The sequence below is a fragment of the Pseudomonas sp. Mb7 genome (assembly GCF_054790525.1).
This window is the reverse complement of sequence record NZ_CP186501.1, coordinates 3537395-3557640: the sequence shown is the minus strand read 5'-3', so window position 1 is coordinate 3557640 and position 20246 is coordinate 3537395. Positions and strand designations below refer to the sequence as shown.

The 20246-nt window shown below is 58.2% G+C and carries 18 protein-coding genes; 14 read left to right on the top strand and 4 right to left on the bottom strand.

Features of this window, described 5'->3' with window-relative positions:
- Window positions 1–58: 58 nt before the first annotated feature.
- Entirely contained in the window at window positions 59–985 is a 927-nt protein-coding gene (tal, locus tag ACOYXH_RS15950) for a transaldolase (RefSeq protein WP_016986723.1), read from the bottom strand.
- A 202-nt stretch (window positions 986–1187) separates the two neighbouring features.
- Complete coding sequence (locus tag ACOYXH_RS15945) at window positions 1188–2141, bottom strand: cellulase family glycosylhydrolase (protein ID WP_460409795.1); 954 nt, start codon at window positions 2139–2141, stop codon at window positions 1188–1190.
- 293 nt (window positions 2142–2434) lie between these two features.
- Between ACOYXH_RS15945 and ACOYXH_RS15940 the strand changes: the two genes are divergently transcribed.
- From ACOYXH_RS15940 to ACOYXH_RS15905, 8 genes are all read left to right on the top strand, one after another.
- Window positions 2435–2875: a low molecular weight protein-tyrosine-phosphatase gene (locus tag ACOYXH_RS15940; RefSeq protein ID WP_038362273.1), complete on the top strand. Its 441-nt coding sequence runs from the start codon at window positions 2435–2437 to the stop codon at window positions 2873–2875.
- Between the two features lie 39 nt (window positions 2876–2914).
- Entirely contained in the window at window positions 2915–5143 is a 2229-nt protein-coding gene (locus ACOYXH_RS15935) for a polysaccharide biosynthesis tyrosine autokinase (RefSeq protein WP_460409794.1), read from the top strand.
- A 40-nt stretch (window positions 5144–5183) separates the two neighbouring features.
- A complete protein-coding gene (locus ACOYXH_RS15930) occupies window positions 5184–6266 on the top strand; it encodes a glycosyltransferase (RefSeq protein ID WP_095050484.1) in 1083 nt (360 codons plus the stop codon).
- A gap of 15 nt (window positions 6267–6281) precedes the next feature.
- Window positions 6282–7394, top strand: coding sequence for a polysaccharide pyruvyl transferase family protein (locus tag ACOYXH_RS15925; RefSeq protein ID WP_095124334.1), 1113 nt, complete (start codon window positions 6282–6284; stop codon window positions 7392–7394).
- Complete coding sequence (locus ACOYXH_RS15920) at window positions 7391–8623, top strand: oligosaccharide flippase family protein (RefSeq protein ID WP_095124335.1); 1233 nt, start codon at window positions 7391–7393, stop codon at window positions 8621–8623. Before ACOYXH_RS15925 ends, ACOYXH_RS15920 begins: the two co-directional genes overlap by 4 nt.
- Window positions 8614–9717, top strand: a complete 1104-nt coding sequence (locus ACOYXH_RS15915; RefSeq protein ID WP_095050487.1) for a hypothetical protein — start codon at window positions 8614–8616, stop codon at window positions 9715–9717. The genes ACOYXH_RS15920 and ACOYXH_RS15915 overlap by 10 nt, the downstream gene beginning before the upstream one ends.
- A gap of 12 nt (window positions 9718–9729) precedes the next feature.
- Window positions 9730–10776: an acyltransferase family protein gene (locus ACOYXH_RS15910; RefSeq protein WP_258708580.1), complete on the top strand. Its 1047-nt coding sequence runs from the start codon at window positions 9730–9732 to the stop codon at window positions 10774–10776.
- A gap of 186 nt (window positions 10777–10962) precedes the next feature.
- Window positions 10963–12093, top strand: coding sequence for an SGNH/GDSL hydrolase family protein (locus ACOYXH_RS15905; RefSeq protein WP_095050489.1), 1131 nt, complete (start codon window positions 10963–10965; stop codon window positions 12091–12093).
- Window positions 12094–12213: 120 nt separating this feature from the next.
- Here ACOYXH_RS15905 and ACOYXH_RS15900 read toward each other — a convergent pair whose 3' ends face one another.
- Window positions 12214–12618, bottom strand: a complete 405-nt coding sequence (locus ACOYXH_RS15900) for a phosphohexomutase domain-containing protein (protein ID WP_095050491.1) — start codon at window positions 12616–12618, stop codon at window positions 12214–12216.
- 29 nt (window positions 12619–12647) lie between these two features.
- Window positions 12648–13481: a UTP--glucose-1-phosphate uridylyltransferase GalU gene (galU, locus tag ACOYXH_RS15895; protein WP_093433753.1), complete on the bottom strand. Its 834-nt coding sequence runs from the start codon at window positions 13479–13481 to the stop codon at window positions 12648–12650.
- A 389-nt stretch (window positions 13482–13870) separates the two neighbouring features.
- On the opposite strand from galU, the gene galE reads away from it, so the two are divergent.
- From galE to ACOYXH_RS15865, 6 genes are all read left to right on the top strand, one after another.
- Complete coding sequence (gene galE, locus ACOYXH_RS15890) at window positions 13871–14887, top strand: UDP-glucose 4-epimerase GalE (protein ID WP_095124338.1); 1017 nt, start codon at window positions 13871–13873, stop codon at window positions 14885–14887.
- 230 nt (window positions 14888–15117) lie between these two features.
- Complete coding sequence (locus ACOYXH_RS15885; protein WP_007910552.1) at window positions 15118–15354, top strand: hypothetical protein; 237 nt, start codon at window positions 15118–15120, stop codon at window positions 15352–15354.
- A gap of 90 nt (window positions 15355–15444) precedes the next feature.
- Window positions 15445–16560: a polysaccharide biosynthesis/export family protein gene (locus tag ACOYXH_RS15880; protein ID WP_174244467.1), complete on the top strand. Its 1116-nt coding sequence runs from the start codon at window positions 15445–15447 to the stop codon at window positions 16558–16560.
- 11 nt (window positions 16561–16571) lie between these two features.
- Window positions 16572–17237 carry a YjbF family lipoprotein gene (locus ACOYXH_RS15875; protein ID WP_095050493.1) on the top strand — a complete coding sequence of 222 codons (666 nt, stop codon included), beginning with the start codon at window positions 16572–16574 and terminating at the stop codon, window positions 17235–17237.
- On the top strand, window positions 17237–17995 hold the full coding sequence (locus ACOYXH_RS15870; protein ID WP_460410880.1) for a capsule biosynthesis GfcC family protein: 759 nt from the start codon (window positions 17237–17239) through the stop codon (window positions 17993–17995). The genes ACOYXH_RS15875 and ACOYXH_RS15870 overlap by 1 nt, the downstream gene beginning before the upstream one ends.
- Entirely contained in the window at window positions 17992–20070 is a 2079-nt protein-coding gene (locus tag ACOYXH_RS15865; RefSeq protein ID WP_460409793.1) for a YjbH domain-containing protein, read from the top strand. The genes ACOYXH_RS15870 and ACOYXH_RS15865 overlap by 4 nt, the downstream gene beginning before the upstream one ends.
- The last annotated feature ends 176 nt before the right edge of the window (window positions 20071–20246 follow it).

The following is a 20246-nucleotide window of genomic DNA, read 5'->3' as shown; positions in this document are numbered from 1 at the left end:
GCAACAAAAAAGGGCGAACCCTCACAGGTTCGCCCTTTTTGCATTTCGCTAACTCAAATCACAGCTTGGCCTGCAACAGCGCCTCAAGCTTCTCCTGGTCGCGAGCGAACTGACGGATGCCCTCAGCCAGTTTCTCGGTGGCCATTGCGTCCTCGTTGGACAACCAGCGGAATTGCGCTTCGTTGAGGCTCAGACGGGCTTCACCGGCGTTGCCCGGGGCCAGTTTGCGCTCCAGCTTGCCGGTATCGGCCGCCAGCTTGTCGATCAGGTCCGGGCTGATGGTCAGGCGATCGCAGCCGGCCAGTTGCTCGATCTGGTTGAGGTTACGGAAGCTCGCGCCCATGACCACGGTCTTGTAGTCATTGGCCTTGTAGTAGTTGTAGATGCGGGTGACCGACTGCACGCCCGGATCATCAGCGCCGGTGTAGTCGTTGCCGTTGGCCTTCTTGTACCAGTCGTAGATGCGGCCCACGAATGGCGAAATCAGGAACACACCCGCGTCGGCGCAAGCGGCGGCCTGGGCGAAGGAGAACAGCAGGGTCAGGTTGGTCTGGATGCCTTCCTTCTCCAGCACTTCGGCGGCGCGGATGCCTTCCCAGGTCGAGGCGATCTTGATCAATACGCGATCACGGCCAATGCCGGCCTTGTCGTACAGTTCGATCAGGCGATGTGCGCGCTTCAGTACCGCATCTTTATCAAACGACAGGCGCGCATCCACTTCGGTGGAAATACGGCCCGGGATCACTTTGAGAATTTCCTGACCCACCGCGACGCCGAAACGGTCGCTGGCCAGGCCGACATCGCCCTTGCAATCGCTGACGCAGGCGTTCAGCAGCTCGGCGTAGGCCGGAATGGCCGCCGCTTTGAGCAGCAGGGAAGGGTTGGTGGTGGCGTCGACCGGTTTGACTCGGGCGATCGCTTCGAAGTCGCCGGTGTCGGCAACAACGGTGGTGAATTGTTTGAGTTGTTCCAGCTTGGAAGTCATGGGCGTGCTCTGTCCTATGGGTCTGATGACATTACCCGAGCGCTGACGGCCACTCAAGGGTAGGTGCGTGTATCGATGGCCCCTGCAGCAACAACCTGAAAACGATTGTTTGAAAGGCGGGGCGCGGTATCGATGAATACGATGCCAAAACAGCCAACAGGTTCAAAGCAACCGACCTGCGTACAGGCCGGTTGTGCATGCGCTACTGGGCGTTCAACAGGGCTTCGACGGACATACGTGCCGGTTTCGGCTGACCGTCAGAGGTCAGCAGGCCAAAGTTCTTCTCGCGATCGTTGCTGCCCGAATCGCTGTTCTTCCATTCATAAATGGACGTCAGCGGAATATTGAGTTTTTTAACATCGCCAATAAACGTGTTGATCTTGCTTGCTTGTCCTTCAGGCCCACCATTGGAGGCGAGTGCCGAGATCCCCCATTCACTGATGACTCCCGGCAGATGGAAGTTTTGCTGAATGAAGTTTTGCGCGTTGCTGATCTGCGTGGCGGTCATGCCGTAGGGGTGGTAGGACACGGCGCTCAGGCATTTGGGGGATTCGCTGACGATGCGGTTCAGCGCCACGGTTGCAGCCGAGCCTGCGCTAGGCGGGCGGGCGAAGCCGTAACCGATCACGGGTGTCGATAGCGGTTGCTCCTGCAGCGCCTTGCACACGCCGCTCATGAACGGCACAAACGTGGTGTCGAAATTGCGCGTCGGCCAGTAGGTTTCCAGGTCCGGCTCATTCCATAACTCGATCGCCACCAGTTGCGCGCTGTACGACTGTTGCAGCCCCGTCACGGCTTTGGCGAAGCCTTCACCGGCAGTGGTCACCTCGGCGCTCGAGGTGGCGGGCAACGCCTTGATCGCGCGGACCGTCAGCAACACCGGCAAGCCCGCAGACTGTGCTGCGGCAAAGGCATCGCTGACCTGTTTCTGATAAGCCTTGGCTGTCAGGCTGTCGCTCCACACACCGAAGCGGACAAAACCGAAGCCTGCCGATTTGATCTGCGCGGCGTCGGTGGCTGTGAAGTTCTGGATCTTCACCTGCACACCGATGTTCTTGGCTGGAAGGTTGGGAAACAGGGCGCTGGCGTGAACCTGAGTTGCACCCAGCGCCATCAACGCCAAAGCGCCGAGTCTTTTGAGATGTGTTGGTTTCATGTCTGCTCTCCCGAAGAGAAGTGACAACTGCGAATAAATGATCTCGTTTCTCAATTTTCGAGTGAGGTGATGGCACTTAGTGCGCGAATGTTAGTTTTTGTCGGGAAGCAATCATCTGAAAATCACAGTTATTTTTAGTCCGTTAATAGTGGTTGGGGAGCTTTTAAACGCTGTGGTACTTAATGCTTCGGTACTAACAGGGCGAATCTATTTCTGAGTGCAGGAAGATCTTGAGGGTTCATTCAATTGCTCTCGGATGTTGGCCGTTTGACATTACACAGGAAAGTAAAACCTTGTTCAGAAAGATCCTTGTCGTTTGCGTGGGCAATATATGCCGTAGTCCGACGGCAGAGCTGATGTTGCGTAACGCGCTGGCCCCCTCAGCGATCACCGTTTCCTCCGCAGGCCTGTCGGCGCGGGTGGGCGAGGGTGTAGAAGCGTCCGCGCGGCAAGTGCTCGAAGACCATGGCCATAACGCCGAAGGCTTCATGGCACGGCAACTGACCGCAGACATCGTCAATGAATCAGACCTGATTCTGGTCATGGAAAAACAGCATGTTAATCAAGTACTGAAGATTGCCTCTCATGCGAGGGGTAAAGTATTTCTGCTCGGCAAGTGGCAGAGCGAGCGTGAAATACAAGATCCGTATCGTCAAGGCAAGGCCGCTTTTATTCATGCCCATGCATTGATTGAAGATGCTGTTAGCTCATGGGCACAACGTCTCGCGCGTTGATGAATATTCTTCAGATCAATGAATGGTAAGAACAGACTTATGCAGTTACCGTCCGTCATCGGCACCCGCGACAATGATCAAGACAGTATTGATCTTCTCGGCATATTCGGCAGTTTGATCGACCAGAAATGGTTGATCGGCGCGCTCACCGGCGCCTTCATGGTCACCGGTGTCGCGTACGCGGTTTTGGCCACGCCCGTGTACCTGGCCAATGCGCTGGTGCAGGTCGAGCCGAAGAAGAACGACATGCTCGGGTTTTCCGACCTCAACAGCATGCTCGGTGGGCAATCGCCGTCGGTGACCGAAATCGGCATCATCAAATCCCGCGCGGTGATCGGCAAAACCGTCGACGACCTGCGGCTGGACATCGATGTCACCCCCAACACCTTCCCGATGATTGGCGGCTTTCTCGCCCGGCGTTATCGCGGCGAAACTGAAACCAGTGTCGCGGCGCCGCGTTTCGGTCTGAACAGTTACGCCTGGGGTGGTGAGCGTCTGGAGTTCGCCCGGCTCAATCTGCCGAAAGAACTGTTGGGCAAGAAACTCACCCTGATCGCCGGGGAACAGAAGCACTTCCAGTTACTCGATGACAACGACAACCTGCTGGTGGAAGGCGTCGCCGATGAAGCCTTCGCGCAGGATGGCGTAGAAGGGCAAATCACCCAGTTGTTGGCGAATCCCGGTACGCGTTTCGAAGTGGTGCGCAATCCGCGAATCGTGACCATTCAGGGCTATCAGGACGCACTGGATATCTCCGAACAGGGCAAGGAATCGGGGATTATCAAACTGGCGCTGGCCAGCAGCGACGCCGCCGAAGCGGTGAAGATCCTCAACAAGATCGCCGCGCTGTACGTCGATCAGAACGTGCGCCGCACCTCGGCGGAAGCAGCGCAGAGTCTGGCTTTCCTGCAAAGCCAGTTGCCGCAGGTCAAGCGTGATCTGGCCAAGGCCAGCGATGCGCTGAACGCCTATCAGACCCACGGCAAGACCGTGAACATCTCGCTGGAAACCCAGTCGGTGCTCGGTCAGTCGGTAGCGCTGGAAACGCGGATCTCCGAGCTGAAAATGCAGCAGGCGGAGATGGATCGCAAGTTCACCAAACAGCACCCGGCCTATCGCGCGTTGATGAGCCAGATCGGCGAACTGACCCAGCAACAGAAGTCGCTGGAAGGCAAGGTTGGTGATCTGCCTGCCACGCAACAAGAGCTGCTCAACCTGACCCGCGATGTCGAAGTGGCCTCGCAGATCTACACGCAGTTGCTGAACAAATCCCAAGAGCTGGACATCGTCCGCGCCGGTGCCGTGGGTAACGTGCGTCTGGTCGACGCAGCGGATGTCGACCTGACCAGTCCGGTCAAACCGAAAAAAGCCCTGATCGTGCTGATCGCCACCTTCCTCGGCGCTTTTGTCGGCGTGGCGCTGGTGCTGCTGCGCAAATCCCTGAGCCGTGGTCTGGAAGGCCCGGAAGCCATCGAGCAACTCGGTTTGCCGGTGTACGCGTCGATTCCGTACAGCGCCTTGCAGGATGAAGAAGACAACAAAAAAGGCCGCGCCCGCGACGGTGTCGACAAACCGGCGTACCTGCTGGCCCTGCGTAATCCCACGGATCTGTCGATTGAATCGATCCGCAGCCTGCGCACCTGCCTGCATTTCGCCGGGCTCGATTCGACCAACAACCGCATCATGATTTCCGGGCCGAGCCCACAGGTCGGCAAGACCTTCGTCTCGTCCAACCTCGCCGCGGTCATGGCGTTGAGCGGTCAGCGTGTGGTGCTGATCGATGCCGACATGCGCAAAGGTCACCTGCACAAAACCCTCAACACGCCGATCACCAACGGCTTGTCCGATCTGCTGGTCAAGCGCTGCAGCATCGATCAGGCAATCAACAAGGTCGAAATCGACAACCTGCACTTCATCAGCCGTGGCCAGGTGCCGCCGAATCCTTCTGAGCTGTTGATGCACGCCAACTTCCGCGAGCTGTTGGCGGAACTGAGCGAGCGCTACGACCTGGTGATCATCGATACGCCGCCGCTGCTGGCGGTGACCGATGCGGCCATCGTCGGCCGTGAAGCCGGGATCAGCCTGATCGTCACGCGCTTCGGGGTGAACCCGGCCAAAGAGATCGAACTGACCATTCGCCGCTTCGCGCAGAACGGCATCGAGTTGAAAGGCGCGGTGTTCAACGGCGTCGAGAAGCGCGCCGCGAGCTACTACGGCAACGGCGGCTACGGCTATTACAACTACGAATACGCGTCCGACAAATCCTGACTGTCAGCGACTGTTTTTTCCTGTTTGAAGTGGGTGATTTGTGAAGAAAATACTGCACGTGGCAGAGACGATCAAAGGTGGCGTCGCGACGGTGATCCGGACGATTTCGGCTTCGCCTGAAGGCGATGCGGCGAACTACGAGCTGGTGTACCTGGTCCCGGATGATCAGGCCAAAGAGTTGCACGGTATCGGCGCGCAGCAGATCCGCACCTTTCCCCGCACCGGGCGCAACGTGCCGTCGTTGCTGCGTTTTGCCTGGCGTTTGACCCAGGTGATGCTCAAGGAAAAACCCGACGTGGTGCATTTGCACAGCACCTTTTCCGGGGTGATCGGCCGGTGCGTATGTGTGCTGCTGCGACCGTGGCGCAAGCCGAAAATCGTCTACTGCCCGCACGCGTTTTCGTTCTTGATGGAAAGCTCGCCGACCAAGCAGAAAGTCTATGCGTGGATCGAGCGGGTGCTGCAGAAAGTCACCGATGTGATCATTTGCGTCAGCCAGTACGAACTCGACAAAGCCGCGCGTTTCGGCATCGAGCGCAAGCGCATGAAGCTGATCTACAACGGCATTCACCACAAGGATGACGCGCCGAAAGCGGCGAGTCCCGAGCCGATTCATCTGCTCTTCGTCGGTCGCCTCGATTATCAGAAAGGCTTCGACGTGTTGCTCAAGGCCTTCGCCAACGTGCAGCGCAAAGACTTGAAGCTGACCGTGGTCGGCAGTGCGGTGAACGAGGACGCGGTGGAGTGCCCGCCGATGGACTCTGTTGAATACCTGCCATGGGTCACGCCGAGCGAAGTGCAGGCGCTGTATCAGAAAGCCGATGCGCTGATTGTGCCGAGTCGCTGGGAAGGTTTCGCCATGGTGCCGCTGGAGGGCATGGCCATGGGTTTGCCGGTAATCGCCAGCAACTGCACCTCGCTACCGGAACTGGTCACCAATGAAGTCTCCGGTTATGTCTTCCCGTCCGGTGATCACCAGGCATTGGCCGACGTGCTGACGATTATCCAGAAGCCACGCTTGCTCGACCTCGGCAACGAAGGACGGAGCATTGTCCGCGAGCGTTTCAGCGCCGCGTTGATGATTCGCCAGACCTACGACCTGTATCGCGCTCCCACTTTTTAAGTAGAACTCAAGCATATGAACGTAACGATTTTGCATGGCTACAGTGCGTCCAACTCCGGTGACGGCTTGCTCGTCGATCTGGCCATTGCCCTGGTGCAGCGCAACTTTGGCGAAGACACCGCGATCAGTGTCGTGGCTTCCGATCCGGATTCTTTCAGCTATTTGCCGCACCCGCGTTTCGACGCGCCGGTGATGGCGGCCAAGGGTTTGGGCCGGGTCAAGCAAGCGGTGTTCCTCAACCAGTCCTACGCCGGGCTGGCGGATCTGTTGAAGAAAACCGACCTGATCGTCGGCGTCGGCGGCGGCTACATGCGCTCGAAAAGTGCTTTCGAACATATCAAGCTGAAACTCGGCCACGCCAAGCAACTGGAAACCGCGATCCTCAGCAAAGTGCCGTCGGTGTACCTGCCGCAAAGCATCGGCCCGTTCCATGGCGAAAGCAGCAAGATCGTCGAGCATTACGCCAGCGCCGACGCGGTATTCGTCCGTGACAACCGCTCTTCGGCCATTTTCGATGCCTGCGCAAACGTCTACCGCGCGCCGGATCTGGCCGTGCAATCGCTGGCGAGCAAAATCCTTCAGCAAGCAAAATTCACCCGCTGCGCGTCGTCGCCAGCCACAGTCTGCGTGGTGCTGCGCAAGCCGCCGGAGTGGAGCAAGGAAAAGAAAGTCGCTTACGTCGCCAATCTGAAGTTGCTGCTGCAGCGCCTGAAGAACAAAAGCAAAGTGGTCTGCGCCGTACAGAGCGCGGTACGCGGCAACGATGACGGCGCGTTCTATCGCGAGTTGGGCATCAGCGAAGACCTGTTGTCGTTGAAAGCAACGATTGCCAAATATCAGCCGGACCTGGTGATTTCCGTGCGCCTGCACGGCGCCATCGAGTCGCTGCTCTCCGGCGTGCCGGCGTACCACATCAGCTACGAACGCAAAGGCTTCGGCGCCTATCAGGACATGGGCGTGGAAGACTGGGTGATCAACGGCGGCGACATCAACGTCGACACCATCATCGACACGGTTTACGCGCCGAATGCGCTGTCTAACTTCGGCAAACGCCTGACCGATACCTGCCGTGAGATCGAGGCAAAAACCGTGGCCATGGACGAGATCATCAAAGGTGTCGTTCGATGATATTTCGGCTACTGCTTCGTGGCGGTGCATTGGGCGCGAAGTTTTTGCTGGTGTTGGCGATCACCCATTACCTCGGGTATGAAGCGCTGGGTTTTTACGGTGTGGTGGTCGCGGCGTCGCTGATTGCGTCGAAGTTCTACAGCGTCGGTTTCAGTTCCGAGATCAATCGGTTGATCAGCGTCGGCGGCAGTTCGCGCCGCGTGGTCGACAAGGTTCTGCTGCTGTATCTAGCGGTGGGGCTGGTGCTGTCGGTGGTGACGGTGCTGATTTATTCACTGTTCCAGACAGTTGAAGCGAGCGCCGCGCTGATTCTCTGCGTGACGCTGGTGTTGCTCACTGAGCACCTGTCGTTCGAGATCAACTCGTTCGTGTTTTCCGCGCAGAAAGCCACGGCCGGTGCGCTGTTGTTTTTCATCAAGACCGGCCTATGGGCGGTGTTGGCCGTTGGCGGGATGATGCTCGGTTGGGTCTCGGGAATCGCCAGTGTGTTGTGGCTGTGGGTGGTCGCCAACGTGCTGGTGATCATCGCCGGTTACCTGATCGTGGTGAACGTTCATCACGGCCGAGAAGCCGGGACACTGGCCACTGCTACTGTATGGAAAGCGGGATTACCGTTTTACCTCGGCACCGGGTTGATCGCGTTGAGTCAGTACGCCGAGCGGTTTCTGATCGCCGACCTCGAACCGTACGCCAAACTGGGTCAATACGTGTACGCGTGGTCAGCGGCCAACACCTTGCAGGCGCTGTCGTATGCGGTGGTGGCGGTGGTCGGCATTCCGGTGTTGGCCAAGCGTTTTCAGGCTGATCAGCAGGCATTCACGGTCAAGCAACTGTTCATCAACAAGTGGGTCATGCGCTCGCTTGTCGTGTCGGCTGCGGTGGCAGTGGCGATCTATGTGTTTTTCAACGTGGTGCTCGATTACGTCGCCACCAGCGTGCCGCGTCCGGACAATGCGATCCTCGGCGTGCTGATTTTTTCCTTCGCTTTGCGCGCGATTGGCGACATCGTCTGGGGCGGTCTGATTGCTTCGAAAAACAGCCGGGTGTCACTGGCCAGCGCTGCCATTTGTTTGTTGATTTCGGTGCCGGTCAGCTATGTGTTGATCAAGCACTATTCGATCTACGGCGCGGCGTGGGGCAACGTCTTCGCGATCATCGTACAACTGCTGGTGATTGCCGTGCTGACCCGCGCAACGGCCGGGAAAAAGGCTGCGTTGTCATGGGCCTGAAGCTGCCGTGCATCGAGTTTCGTGGCAAGCGACTCGATTCGTCGATCTCATTCCTGATCCTCTTCACCGGGCTGTTTCTCTCGGTGGCGATGCCGCTGTTGATCCCCCGTGATCCTGGGCCGGATGCGATGACCTTGTGGTCGTCCTACGCGCGTGCCGACAACTGCAATTTCTGGAACCCGTTCTCGCCCGATCGCTCGTCCTACGAGTGTTCGGCATTCCTGCTGCGGCCCACCGGGATCAACCTGACCAATGCCTGGGCCTACGGCATGTTCTGCAATTTTTTCCTCACGGCGATTCCGGTGGTGGTGTTTCGGCGCATGCCGTTGGCGATCTTTGGCACCCTGTGTCTGTGGGGCATTGTGCGTTCGTTTTTCCTGGAGAACCTGACCAAGGAAATCATTGTGTCGGTGGCGGTGTTGAGCATTTTGCTCAGCTCGCTGACGCGAAAATATCGCGGCGGATTTTTCCTCTCGGCGGTGATCTACGGCGTGCTGATCCGGCCTTACTGGATTTTGTTTTCGCTGTCGTGGGTCGGCGTCTGTGTGATGAAAAAGTACGTGTCGCGCACGACGTTCTTCCTGATGCTGTTCTTGTTTTATCTGGCGGTGGCGATGTCGATCCAGCTCGCCCTGGGCTTTCCGGTGTCGTCGATCCGCGCCAGTAACAACGAGTTACGCACGGCGGGCGAGGAGGGTTCGAAATCGTTGATCGTGTCGTGGCTCAGCGGCAGCGACTTCGTTTCGCAGGCGCTGGACTCGATGATCATTTTCTTCCGCTTGTCATTCCCGGTGGAGCTGATTCTGCTGTCCGGCCCGGGTCAGGTGATCTTCGTCGCGTTGATGATCATGACTGCGTTGCTGTTGTTCAAAGTCATCACCTCGACCGACTACAAGGGCGCGCCGATCCAGACCAAACCCAAGGAACTGATCGCCATTCCGCTGGCGTTTCTGCTGGTGCAAGGCCTGTTCGAGCCGGACTTCGGCTCCTTCGCCCGGCACTTCTCGATGGTGGTGCCGGTGTTGTTCGTTGGCCTTGGTTTGATGCTGCGGGCGAACAAACCGGTGCAGGTTGAATCAAGAATTCTGAATTGAGGCAGGTGCTTTATGTCGAGCAAGAAAAAGTCCCTGGAGATCGAAACCCTGCGCGGCCTGGCGTGCCTGTTGCTGGTGCTCTATCACGTCATCGGCCCGCTGGGTGGCGGGTTGAAGATCGATATCGGCTCGCCGTTCCGGGTGCTCGCCGATTCGATGGTGTACGTGCGCATGCCGTTGTTCACCTTCATCTCCGGGTACATCTATTCGATCTACAAAATCCGCGGCAATGACTTTTCCGCGTTCTTCAGCGGCAAGGTGCGCCGCTTGATCGTGCCGCTGTTTTGCGTCGGTGTGCCGTTCTCGGTGTTGCAAGCGGTGGGGCCGGGGGTGAACAAGGATGTCGGTGTGATCGACGCGTTGTTGTCGTTCTGGGTGCCGATCAACCACTTCTGGTTCCTGCAGGCGGTGTTCATCATTTTCATGTTCGTCGGGCTGCTGGAGTGGCGCGGGATGTTGCGTTCGGCGACGCGCTTGTATGGGCTGTTTGCGTTTGCGGCAGTGTTGTTTCTGCTGCCGCCGTTCAAGTTCGATGCGTTCGGGATCAACGGTGCGATTTATCTGCTGCCGTTTTTTGTCGCGGGGATGATTGGCCAGGAAAATGTCGACGTGTTGAAGCAGCGCTTCAAGGTGATCGGGCCGCTGGTATTTGTGCTGATCTCGCTGACGCTGTTGTATGTCGCGGCGATTGATCGTGAGTTGATTGTCGATCGTCGCAGTCTGATTGGTTTGACCGTGGGTTGCGTGTCTTGCATCGCCTTGCTGTCGAGTGATGTGCGGTCGAAGGCGCTGACGTGGCTCGGTGGTTATTCGTATGCGATTTTCCTGTTTCATGTGTTGTTTGCGGCGACGTCGCGGTTTGTGCTGGGACGGTTGGGAGTGAAGGATGAAAGCCTGCTGGTACTCGGTGGCTTGAGCTGTGGCTTGCTCGGGCCGGTGGTGTTGTCGATGGTTTTCAGTCGGTTCAATTTCACTTCGGTGCTGTTCCTTGGGGAGCGGGCGGCGAAGAAGAAACCTTTGACGCCCATCACTCCAGTGGTGCAAACCCACAGCAGCTAAGAGCTTCGCGAGCAGCGGATCTTTGTCGAACACAATCCCTGTAGGAGTGAGCCTGCTCGCGATTGCGGTCTGTCAGTCAGCATTTCATTACCTGACCCACCGCTATCGCGAGCAGGCTCACTCCTACAGTTGATCTGTGTACATCCCGGCATTCAGTGGGCCATTTCAGACTGAAGGAAATTTTGCATGTTGGCAGTAGATGACGCTCAACCCGTCGCGGCGTCGGTGGTTCAGGTCGGCGATGCCCGCGAGCGTTTTGCGCAGTGGCGTGAAGGCAAGGCTGGCGCGGTGTTGTCGGTCTCGGTGATCGGCGACAGCTACAGCGCCGGACAGGATTTTTACCTGAACAAACTGGTGCAGCGCGTGGCCGGGGAAGTGGGTTTTGCCGGGCCGGGTTACGTCGGTTTCAACCACGGCGCGGCGCTGGGCGGCACCCATTTCAAATACACCCGCAGCAGTGACAAGTACTTCGGCGGCGACTGGAAGGTTTCAGACCTGGGCCAGGCGAGTCCGGACAGTCGCACGGTGACAGGCCGTCCCGGTGCATGGTTGCAAGTGGATGCGAGTCCGACGCCGCGCATCGATACCGCTGTCACGCAGGCGAAACTGCTTTATCTGGGCAACGGCGAATCCAGCGAGATCCGCTACCGCTGGTCTCCCGCGCAAGACTGGCAACCCCTGAAGCTTGAAGGTTCGGGCGTGCAGGAAGTACCGCTGACAGGCCTCTCGGCAGCGAAAGACTGGTCCTTCAAACTGGAAGTGGTGAAAGGCGCGCCGACGTTGTTCGGCCTGTGGATGAGCAACGATCAGAATGGCGTGCGGGTTTCGAAACTGGCAGCCTCCGGTGCGGCCTCGGCGGACTTCTATCACCAGGATCCGCAATGGCAGGTGCAGTGGAAAGCCGCGGTGTCGAAGATTCCGGCCGACGTTTACCTGATCATGCTCGGCGGCAATGACCAGGGTTTCGGCGTGAAGCCTGCGCAGTATCTGCAGAACGTTCAGGGGCTGGTGGGCATGCTGCGCGAGATTCAACCGCAGGCGAGCATCAACCTGATCATGCGTCAGGACACCACGCGCTCCAGCGCTTACCCGATGTCGGCGTATGCGCAGGTGCTTGAGCCGTGGGCGCGAGAGCAACGTCTGGGCTACGCCAATCTGCAATGCGCGTTCGGCCCTGACGTCAAACGCTACTCGGCGGCGATGATCGGCCCGGACAAGATTCATCCGGTGCCGGCCACAGGCGGGAAGGTCATTGCCGATTATTTTTATGGCTGGATCACTGGCACCCAAAGCGGTTGCGAAGCTTCGCCACACTGATCGTTCCCACGCTCCGCGTGGGAATGCCGCCCGGGACGCTCCGCGTCCCTTCGCTGGGTGACGCAGAGCGTCACTGGATGCATTCCCACGCAGAGCGTGGGAACGATCAGGTGAGGGGAGTTATTCGAAGGCGTCTACTTGCTCGAGCAACTCCGCAATCTTCTGCGGCATCAACCGCGTATCGCACCGAGTCTCAACGTTGATGATGATCGCCGGGTCGTTGCAGCAAATTCGCACGCGAAAACGCCAGTCACCGAAGATCACCTTCAGCCCATCACGGTCATCCATTTCCAGCGCCTGCTCGCCATACAGCTTTTTCAGATGAGCAAGCAGGGGATAGGGATCACGCAGCGGCCGGCGGATATCACCGGACGCCGGAAACACGCCAATCCGCTCCACCAGCAGAATCGTGCCCAGCCAGGACTCGTTGGCGCTGGGCAACGGCTGATGGCGGGACAGCCAGCTCATCACCCCGAGGTTACCCACCTCGCGTTCAATCTCTACGGAATGTTGTGCAATGTTCATGGTGGCCTCGTTGGGTGAAGGGAGCCGTCTCAGCGGCCCTTGAGATAGACGTTTTCGTAGCAGAAATTGGTCGCCTGCAAGTATCCCTCGGCGTCACCGCAGTCAAAGCGCAGGCCTTTGAATTGGTAGGCCAGCACGCAACCGTTCTGCGCCTGTTTCATCAGTGCGTCGGTGATCTGGATTTCACCGCCCTTGCCCGGTTGGGTGTCGGCGATCAGATCGAAAATGTCCGGCGTGAGGATGTAGCGGCCGATGATCGCCAGGTTCGACGGCGCGTCTTGCGGGGCCGGCTTTTCCACCATGTTGTTGACGCGGTAGATGCCGTCGGACATCAGCTCGCCGGCGATCACCCCGTACTTGTGGGTCTGGTCGGCCGGGACTTCCTGGATGGCGACGATCGAGCAGCGGAATTTCTTGTACAGCTCAATCATCTGCGTAAGCACGCCGTCACCTTCGAGGTTCAGGCACAGGTCATCGGCCAGCACCACGGCAAACGGCTCATCGCCGATCAGCGGACGACCGCTGAGAATCGCGTGGCCCAGACCTTTCATTTCCACCTGACGGGTGTAGGAGAAGGTGCAGGTGTCGATCAGCTCGCGGGTGCCAGCGAGGAATTTCTCTTTCTCGGTGCCGCGAATCTGGTGTTCAAGTTCGTAGCTGATGTCGAAATGGTCTTCCAGCGCACGCTTGCCGCGACCGGTGACGATGGCCATGTGTTGCAGGCCGGCGTCCCGCGCTTCTTCAACGGCGTACTCGATCAACGGCTTGTTGACGATCGGCAGCATCTCTTTCGGCATGGCTTTGGTAGCCGGCAGGAAACGCGTGCCATAGCCGGCAGCGGGGAACAAACATTTACGAATCATAAAAGTATCCTGGACAGTCATGGAACACAGGCGACGGATGCGAGCCATAAACAATGGCTGCAAGTTTCAATATTGATTGAAGGCCTACTTTAATACCTGAGTCAGGTTGTTAATGGCAATTAGTTGGGCCGGTAAAACATGACAATGTTATGAGATGTCGGCGAATGCTTTATTAGTTATTTTTAGTCGGTATCTGTTGATAGTGATGAGCGCACAGGGAGTGCTAATAAGTAACGAACAATACAGTGTGACCTGCAAAAATATTTATTGCCAGTCATTGAACTAGTTTTGTTTTCGGTTGTTGTCGCCTGTTTGTGTGGAGTGTGACACATCTTCAATAAAACAGGCTTGACACGCTACTTGTCACTCATCCAAAGACGGATAGCACTATGAAGATTCTGGTAACGGGTGGCGCCGGCTATATCGGCTCGCATACCACACTTGCATTGCTTGAAGCCGGTTATGAAGTTGTCGTACTGGATAACCTTTGCAACAGCAGCGAAGCCGCGTTGCACGCGGTTGAAGGCATTTGTGGCAAGAGTGCCTGGATGATCCGTGGCGATGTCTGTGACCGGGCACTGCTCGACCGGATATTCCGCGAGCACAACATCGAAGCGGTGCTGCATTTTGCCGGCCTGAAAGCGGTCGGCGAGAGCGTGCGCAAGCCGCTCGAGTACTACGAAACCAATGTCAGCGGCAGCATCAATCTGTGTCAGGCAATGGCGGCGGCGGGGGTGTTCCGCCTGGTGTTCAGCTCGTCGGCCACGGTGTATGGCGAGCCCGAGCAGATGCCGATCCGCGAGGATTTTCCCACCGGCAATCCGACCAATCCCTACGGCCAGTCCAAGCTGATCGTTGAAAACGTCCTGCGTGACTTGAGCCTGGCCGAGCCACGCTGGAGCATCGCCTTGCTGCGCTACTTCAACCCGATCGGCGCGCACCATAGCGGTCATATGGGCGAAGACCCCAACGGCATCCCGAATAATCTGGTGCCGTACATCAGTCAGGTGGCGGTCGGCAGCCTGCAAGAGCTGTCGATCTTCGGCAACGATTACCCGACAATCGATGGCACTGGCGTGCGCGATTACATCCACGTCGTCGATCTGGCGGACGGCCACTTGAAGGCGTTGCAGTCGATCTCCGAACGCAGCGGCATTCATACCTGGAACCTCGGCACCGGCGATGGCTACAGCGTGCTGCAGGTGCTCCACGCCTTCGAACAGGCCTGCGGGCAACCGGTGCCGTACCGGATGATGCCGCGCCGCTCCGGGGATATCGCCGAGAGTTGGGCCGACGCCTCCAAGGCGGCAAAAGAGCTGGGCTGGAAAGCTACGCGCAACTTGCAGGACATGGTCACTGATACTTGGCGCTGGCAATCGAATCATCCCAAGGGCTACTTGCGATGATGGCTATTTAGCTCAATGTTATTTTCAGTCAGGTTGTTAGATAACGTCGGGAAATTACACTGGTAATGCCTTTTGTAAATCCGTAGATATAAACCTGCCGTTCGACTTTTATCAGTTGGGTAAGACTGTGAAAGAACGACGGATCATGTTCGCGCTTTTTGCGGACTTGAACTCACCACCGCTAACTCAGGCCGGTTTTTTAACAGGTCGAATGTTAGAAAGGAGTTGATATGAAAAAAGTGATGGCAGTTGCCCTGTTGACGATGTTGAGCAACTGGGCTGCCGCCGCTGAAGCACCGTTGACAGCGGTAACCAATGTAGGTGGCAACGTGGCGGCTTCTCAAGCGCCCGCAGCCAGTACTGCAATGGTTGCCAGTGCTGTAGCGGCGTCTAACAGCGGTGGCAGTGCCAACGGCGGTACCACCGGTACGACGGGTACCACCGGTACAACCGGCACGCATAACTAACAGGAAGTTCTGTTAGTGCAGTACAAGGTCGCCCGACGCAAGTCGGGTGACTTTGTTTTTGGATTCGCCCTTGAATAGCGTAGTGCCATTATGACTCGTAGTGTTTATCTTTTAATGTTGGCAAGTCTCGCTCTGCAAGGTTGCATGTTTTCCCCCGGTCAATACCTCAGCACCAGTGACATCACCCGCCAGGGTGCCAGCGAAAGCAGCCGGGTCGAGCTGATTCCGATCACGCCGAAGCTGATTGCCATGAACCGCGCCACGCAGAAGCGTGAGTCGCTGCCGCCGGAGCTGTTGGCGACGCCGGCCGAATACCGCATCGGCAACAATGATGTTCTGTATATCACCGTGTGGGATCACCCTGAGCTGACGGCCCCGTCCGGCGCGCAACAACAGATCGATGCCAACGGCCGTCTGGTGCGCTCCGATGGCACGCTCTATTACCCGTTCATCAAGGAAGTCCAGGCCACTGGCCGGACCATCCAGCAACTGCGCTCGGACATTGAACAACGGCTGTCGGCGTTTATCGCCGAGCCGCAAGTAGATGTCGCGGTGTTGCGTTTCGCCAGCCAGAAAGTCGTGGTGACCGGCGCGGTAACCAAGGCCGGCCCGCAAGCGATTTCCACCAATCCGCTGAGCGTGGTCGAAGCCCTCGGTTCGGCCGGCATCGACACCAACAACGCCGATTTGTCCGGGCTGTTGCTGACGCGTAAGGGCCGCACTTATCCGCTCAATCTCGACTCGCTCAATCAGCAGGATTCCGAGTTGCAGAACGTCTACCTCAAGGGTGGCGATCAGCTGTATCTGCCGTACAACGACAACAAGCGCATCTACGTGATGGGTGAGGTCAACCAACCGCGTGCACTGAGTTTCAAGACCGCGACGATGAACCTCACCGACGTGCTGGGTTCGGTTGGCGGCCTGGCTCAGACCACCTCCAATGGCAACGCTGTGTATGTCATTCGTGGCGTGGAAAACCTTGATGTCGAACCGGCGAAGATCTACCAGCTGGAAGCCGAATCGCCGACCGCCATGGCCCTCGCTTCGCACTTCGAAGTGCGCCCGCAAGACGTGGTGTATGTCGGGCCTGCGAACGTGACTCGCTGGAACCGTCTGATCAGCCAATTGGTGCCGTCGGCATCGATTGTCGGCACTGGCGCTTCCGCTGCGAAGAACTGGAGCGAATACAGTAACAACAGCAAATAAGGTCGCCGACTTTGAACATTTTGAAAGTTGGCCTGTGCCTGATGGCGGCCTCGTTGCTGTGCGGCTGTAACCCGCTGATGAGCGCTTCGTTAAATAACCTTAAAGCGGCGGTCGTCGGCCCGGATGAGGTCGACGTGTCGGCGGCCGAAGTGGCCGGGGTCAATTACCCGCAACTGAAACTGACCACGCCGTCCGGCTCCGGGGTGCTGGCGCTGGTGCGCGAACGGGAAGACCTGCAGTTCTGGGTCGCCTCCGGTAAACAAGTGTTACTGCTGCGCAATGGCCTCGCCGTACGCAGCATTGGCTTGGGTCTGGAAGGCGATCTCGATGGCACGCGGCTGGCCGATGACTCGCCGTTCAAACAGGGCCTGCATCACGTCGCTGACGGTTTCACCACGCGGCGCTGGATCGACCTCTACAAAGGTCAGGAAGTCGGGGTGATCGTCAACAGCCGCTTCTCCCGCCGTTCCGAACAGACCCTGCAGATTCTCGACAAGGAATACACCGTGCTGCGTGTCGATGAGCAAATTGACGCCCCGGCCATCGGCCTGAGCGCGACCAATCGTTACTGGGTCGACCCGCGTGACGGTTTCATTTTGCAGAGCGAGCAGCAACTAACCTCGCAGTTGCGCGTCAAGGTTGTGCAACTCACCCCTGATCGCAGGCACCTGCCGTGATGCGCCTGAAAATGTTGGCGGCGAGCCTGATGCTGGTCGCGAGTGTGAGTCAGGCGGCCGTCACGGTGTCGGGCGATGTCGCCAATCCCGGGCCGGTCAAGTTGCCACCCGGCGGGCGCTTGCTCGATGTGATCAGCGAAGCGGTGCCGAATGCCGAAGGCTATTGGCTGGCGGGCGGCTTGCTGCGGCAGTCGCTGATTGAGGAGCAGACGCGGCTCAAGGTCGGTGTGCTGTTTGATCTGGATGTGCTGCAACGCATGTCGCTGCTGTTCGATCTGCCGAGTCGTGCGGCACTGGCGCAGCGCATTGCCGAAGAAGTGCGGCAGATGCCGGTGACCGGACGGCAGATTGCCGATCTCGATCCAGTCGCATTGGAAGTCGGCTTCGCGCGCAACATTCGTCTCGACGACGGCGATCGTCTGGTTTATCCGAAACGCGTCGACGAAGTGCAAGTGCTCGGTGCCGTCGCTGAGCCGTGTCACTTGCCGTATCAGCCGTTGCAGGAGGCCCGTGAGTATCTGCAAGGCTGCTCGATTCTGGCCGATGCCGAAGCTGATTATCTGTGGCTGATCCAGCCCAACGGCGCTTCGCAACGTGTCGGCATCGCCCACTGGAATCGCGAGAGCGGGCACTTTCCCGTGGCCGGCAGCAAGATTCTGGTGCCGGTGAAAAATGATGATCTTGATCCGCCTCTTCCTGAGCTGAATCAGCAGTTGGCCGAATTCATTGCCACGCAGCTGGCCGAGGTGGTTCGTTGAAGTTACGTTTTGCAGCTGTGTTGTTATTGCCCTGCGGTCTGGCGCATGCCGAGCCGCGCATTACCCAGAATGACTTCGGTGGCACCGGTCTGTTGCAGACGCCAACCGCGCGCATGGCCCCGGCCGGCGAGTTGAGCGTCAACGCCAACCGCACCGATCCGTACAGTCGCTACAGCGTGTCGTTGCAGCCGCTGGACTGGCTCGAAGGCTCGTTTCGCTACACCGCGATCACTAACCGGCCATACGGCTCGGAGGCCCTCAGCGGTAGTCAAAGCTATAAGGACAAGGCGGTCGACGTCAAAGTCCGGCTGTGGCAGGAAAGTCACTGGCTGCCCGACGTGGCGCTGGGCTTCCGAGATATCGGTGGTACCGGTTTGTTCTCCAGTGAATTTTTCGTCGCCAACAAGCGCTACGACAACTTCGATTTCAGCGCCGGGATTGCTTGGGGTTACCTGGGTAATCGCGGCGATATCGACAACCCGTTGGGCTACGTCAGCGATCGCTTCGATACCCGTCCGGCCCTCGAGGGCACCGGTGACGTCAACTCGGGTTCGTACTTCCGTGGCCGGCCGTCGTTCTTCGGTGGCGTGAGCTATCAGACGCCGTGGGATCGTCTCAGCCTGAAACTCGAATTCGAAGGCAACGACTACAAGCATGAGCCGAAGGACAACGAGATCAAACAGGACTCGCCGATCAACCTTGGCGCGGTATTCAAGGTGACCGATTCGGTCGATGTCAGCGCGGCGTGGGAGCGCGGTAATACGGCGATGTTCGGCGTGACCTTCCACACCAATTTCGTCAGCCGCAAAGCGCCGGCCAAGACCTACGACCCGACCCCGGAACCGCTGCCGGCGAAGGCACCGACCACGGCGATGGATCAGGTCAACTGGGCCAACGTCTCGCAGCGTTTGCAGCAGAATGCCGGCTACAAGGTCGAGCGCATTACGCAGCGTGATTCCGAGCTGATCGTCTATGGCGAGCAGCAGCGTTACTTCCATTCGTCCAAGGCTGTCGGGCGGGCGAGCCGGATTCTCGACAACAGCGTCAACGACGACATCGACTGGTTCACTGTGGTCAACAAGCGCTACGACTTGCCGCTGGAAGAAACCAGTTTGCCGCGCCAGACCTTCCGCGAGGTGATCAACAACGAAGAGCCGCTGCAGTCGCTGCACCGCACCACCGAGATCAACCCGGCGATGCCACACAACGAGAAGACCCTGTACACCGAAGCACCGCAGCATTTCAGCTATGGCGTGGGGCTGGGCTTCAAGCAGAACGTCGGCGGTCCGGATGGCTTGCTCTATCAATTGAGCGCCGATGCCGACGCTGAATACCGTTTCAACCGCAACACTTGGTGGAGCGGTTTGCTCAGTGCCAACCTGGCCAACAACTTCGATAAATTCACCTACGACGCGCCGAGCGGCTTGCCACGTGTGCGCACGGATTTGCGTCAGTACCTGACCACGTCTAACACCACCATGCCGTTGTTCCAGGTCAGCCATGCCGAGCAGTTGGATAAAGACTGGTATGGCATGGTGTACGGCGGTTATCTGGAGTCGATGTTTGCCGGTGTCGGCGGTGAAGTGTTGTTCCGCCCGACCGGTGAGCGCTGGTCGGTGGGCGCGGATCTGAACTGGGTGCGTCAGCGCGATTTCGATCAGGGTTTTGCCCTGCGTGATTACTCGGTGGTGACCGGGCACGTCACGGCGTATACCGATTTGCCGTTCGATACGTTGGCGGCGGTGAGCGTCGGGCGTTATCTGGCCGGAGACTGGGGCGGCACGCTGGACATCTCGCGGGAGTTTTTCAATGGTGTGCGATTTGGTGCGTGGGCAACGATCACCACAGCGGGCAGCGCGGAGTATGGCGAAGGTAGTTTCGACAAAGGCATCTACCTGTCGATCCCGTTCGACGAAATGATGAGCATGTCGACCATGCGCCGCGCCAACCTGGTCTGGGCCCCGCTGACCCGTGACGGTGGTGCGCGACTGAGCCGCAGCTACCAATTGCACTCGATGACCGATAGCCGGGAAGGGGACATGTTTTATCGGAATTTCGAGAAGATCACGGAGTAAGCGCGGATATCCGAAGCACCTCTGAAACCTGTGGGAGCTGGCTTGCCAGCGATGAGGTCGACACATTCAATATTGATATTGGCTGACCCGCCGCCATCGCTGGCAAGCCAGCTCCCACAGGTTATGTGTCTAGTCACAAGGCTTGAGCCAACCACAAATCCCCTGTAGGCCTTCGC

Bases quoted from the DNA above. Each gene is read 5' to 3' on its own strand.
- tal (WP_016986723.1), bottom strand. From the start codon at position 985: ATGACTTCCAAGCTGGAACAACTCAAACAATTCACCACCGTTGTTGCC.
- ACOYXH_RS15945 (WP_460409795.1), bottom strand. From the start codon at position 2,141: ATGAAACCAACACATCTCAAAAGACTCGGCGCTTTGGCGTTGATGGCG.
- ACOYXH_RS15935 (WP_460409794.1), top strand. From the start codon at position 2,915: ATGCAGTTACCGTCCGTCATCGGCACCCGCGACAATGATCAAGACAGT.
- ACOYXH_RS15925 (WP_095124334.1), top strand. From the start codon at position 6,282: ATGAACGTAACGATTTTGCATGGCTACAGTGCGTCCAACTCCGGTGAC.
- ACOYXH_RS15920 (WP_095124335.1), top strand. From the start codon at position 7,391: ATGATATTTCGGCTACTGCTTCGTGGCGGTGCATTGGGCGCGAAGTTT.
- ACOYXH_RS15915 (WP_095050487.1), top strand. From the start codon at position 8,614: ATGGGCCTGAAGCTGCCGTGCATCGAGTTTCGTGGCAAGCGACTCGAT.
- ACOYXH_RS15910 (WP_258708580.1), top strand. From the start codon at position 9,730: ATGTCGAGCAAGAAAAAGTCCCTGGAGATCGAAACCCTGCGCGGCCTG.
- ACOYXH_RS15905 (WP_095050489.1), top strand. From the start codon at position 10,963: ATGTTGGCAGTAGATGACGCTCAACCCGTCGCGGCGTCGGTGGTTCAG.
- ACOYXH_RS15900 (WP_095050491.1), bottom strand. From the start codon at position 12,618: ATGAACATTGCACAACATTCCGTAGAGATTGAACGCGAGGTGGGTAAC.
- galU (WP_093433753.1), bottom strand. From the start codon at position 13,481: ATGATTCGTAAATGTTTGTTCCCCGCTGCCGGCTATGGCACGCGTTTC.
- galE (WP_095124338.1), top strand. From the start codon at position 13,871: ATGAAGATTCTGGTAACGGGTGGCGCCGGCTATATCGGCTCGCATACC.
- ACOYXH_RS15885 (WP_007910552.1), top strand. From the start codon at position 15,118: ATGAAAAAAGTGATGGCAGTTGCCCTGTTGACGATGTTGAGCAACTGG.
- ACOYXH_RS15880 (WP_174244467.1), top strand. From the start codon at position 15,445: ATGACTCGTAGTGTTTATCTTTTAATGTTGGCAAGTCTCGCTCTGCAA.
- ACOYXH_RS15870 (WP_460410880.1), top strand. From the start codon at position 17,237: ATGCGCCTGAAAATGTTGGCGGCGAGCCTGATGCTGGTCGCGAGTGTG.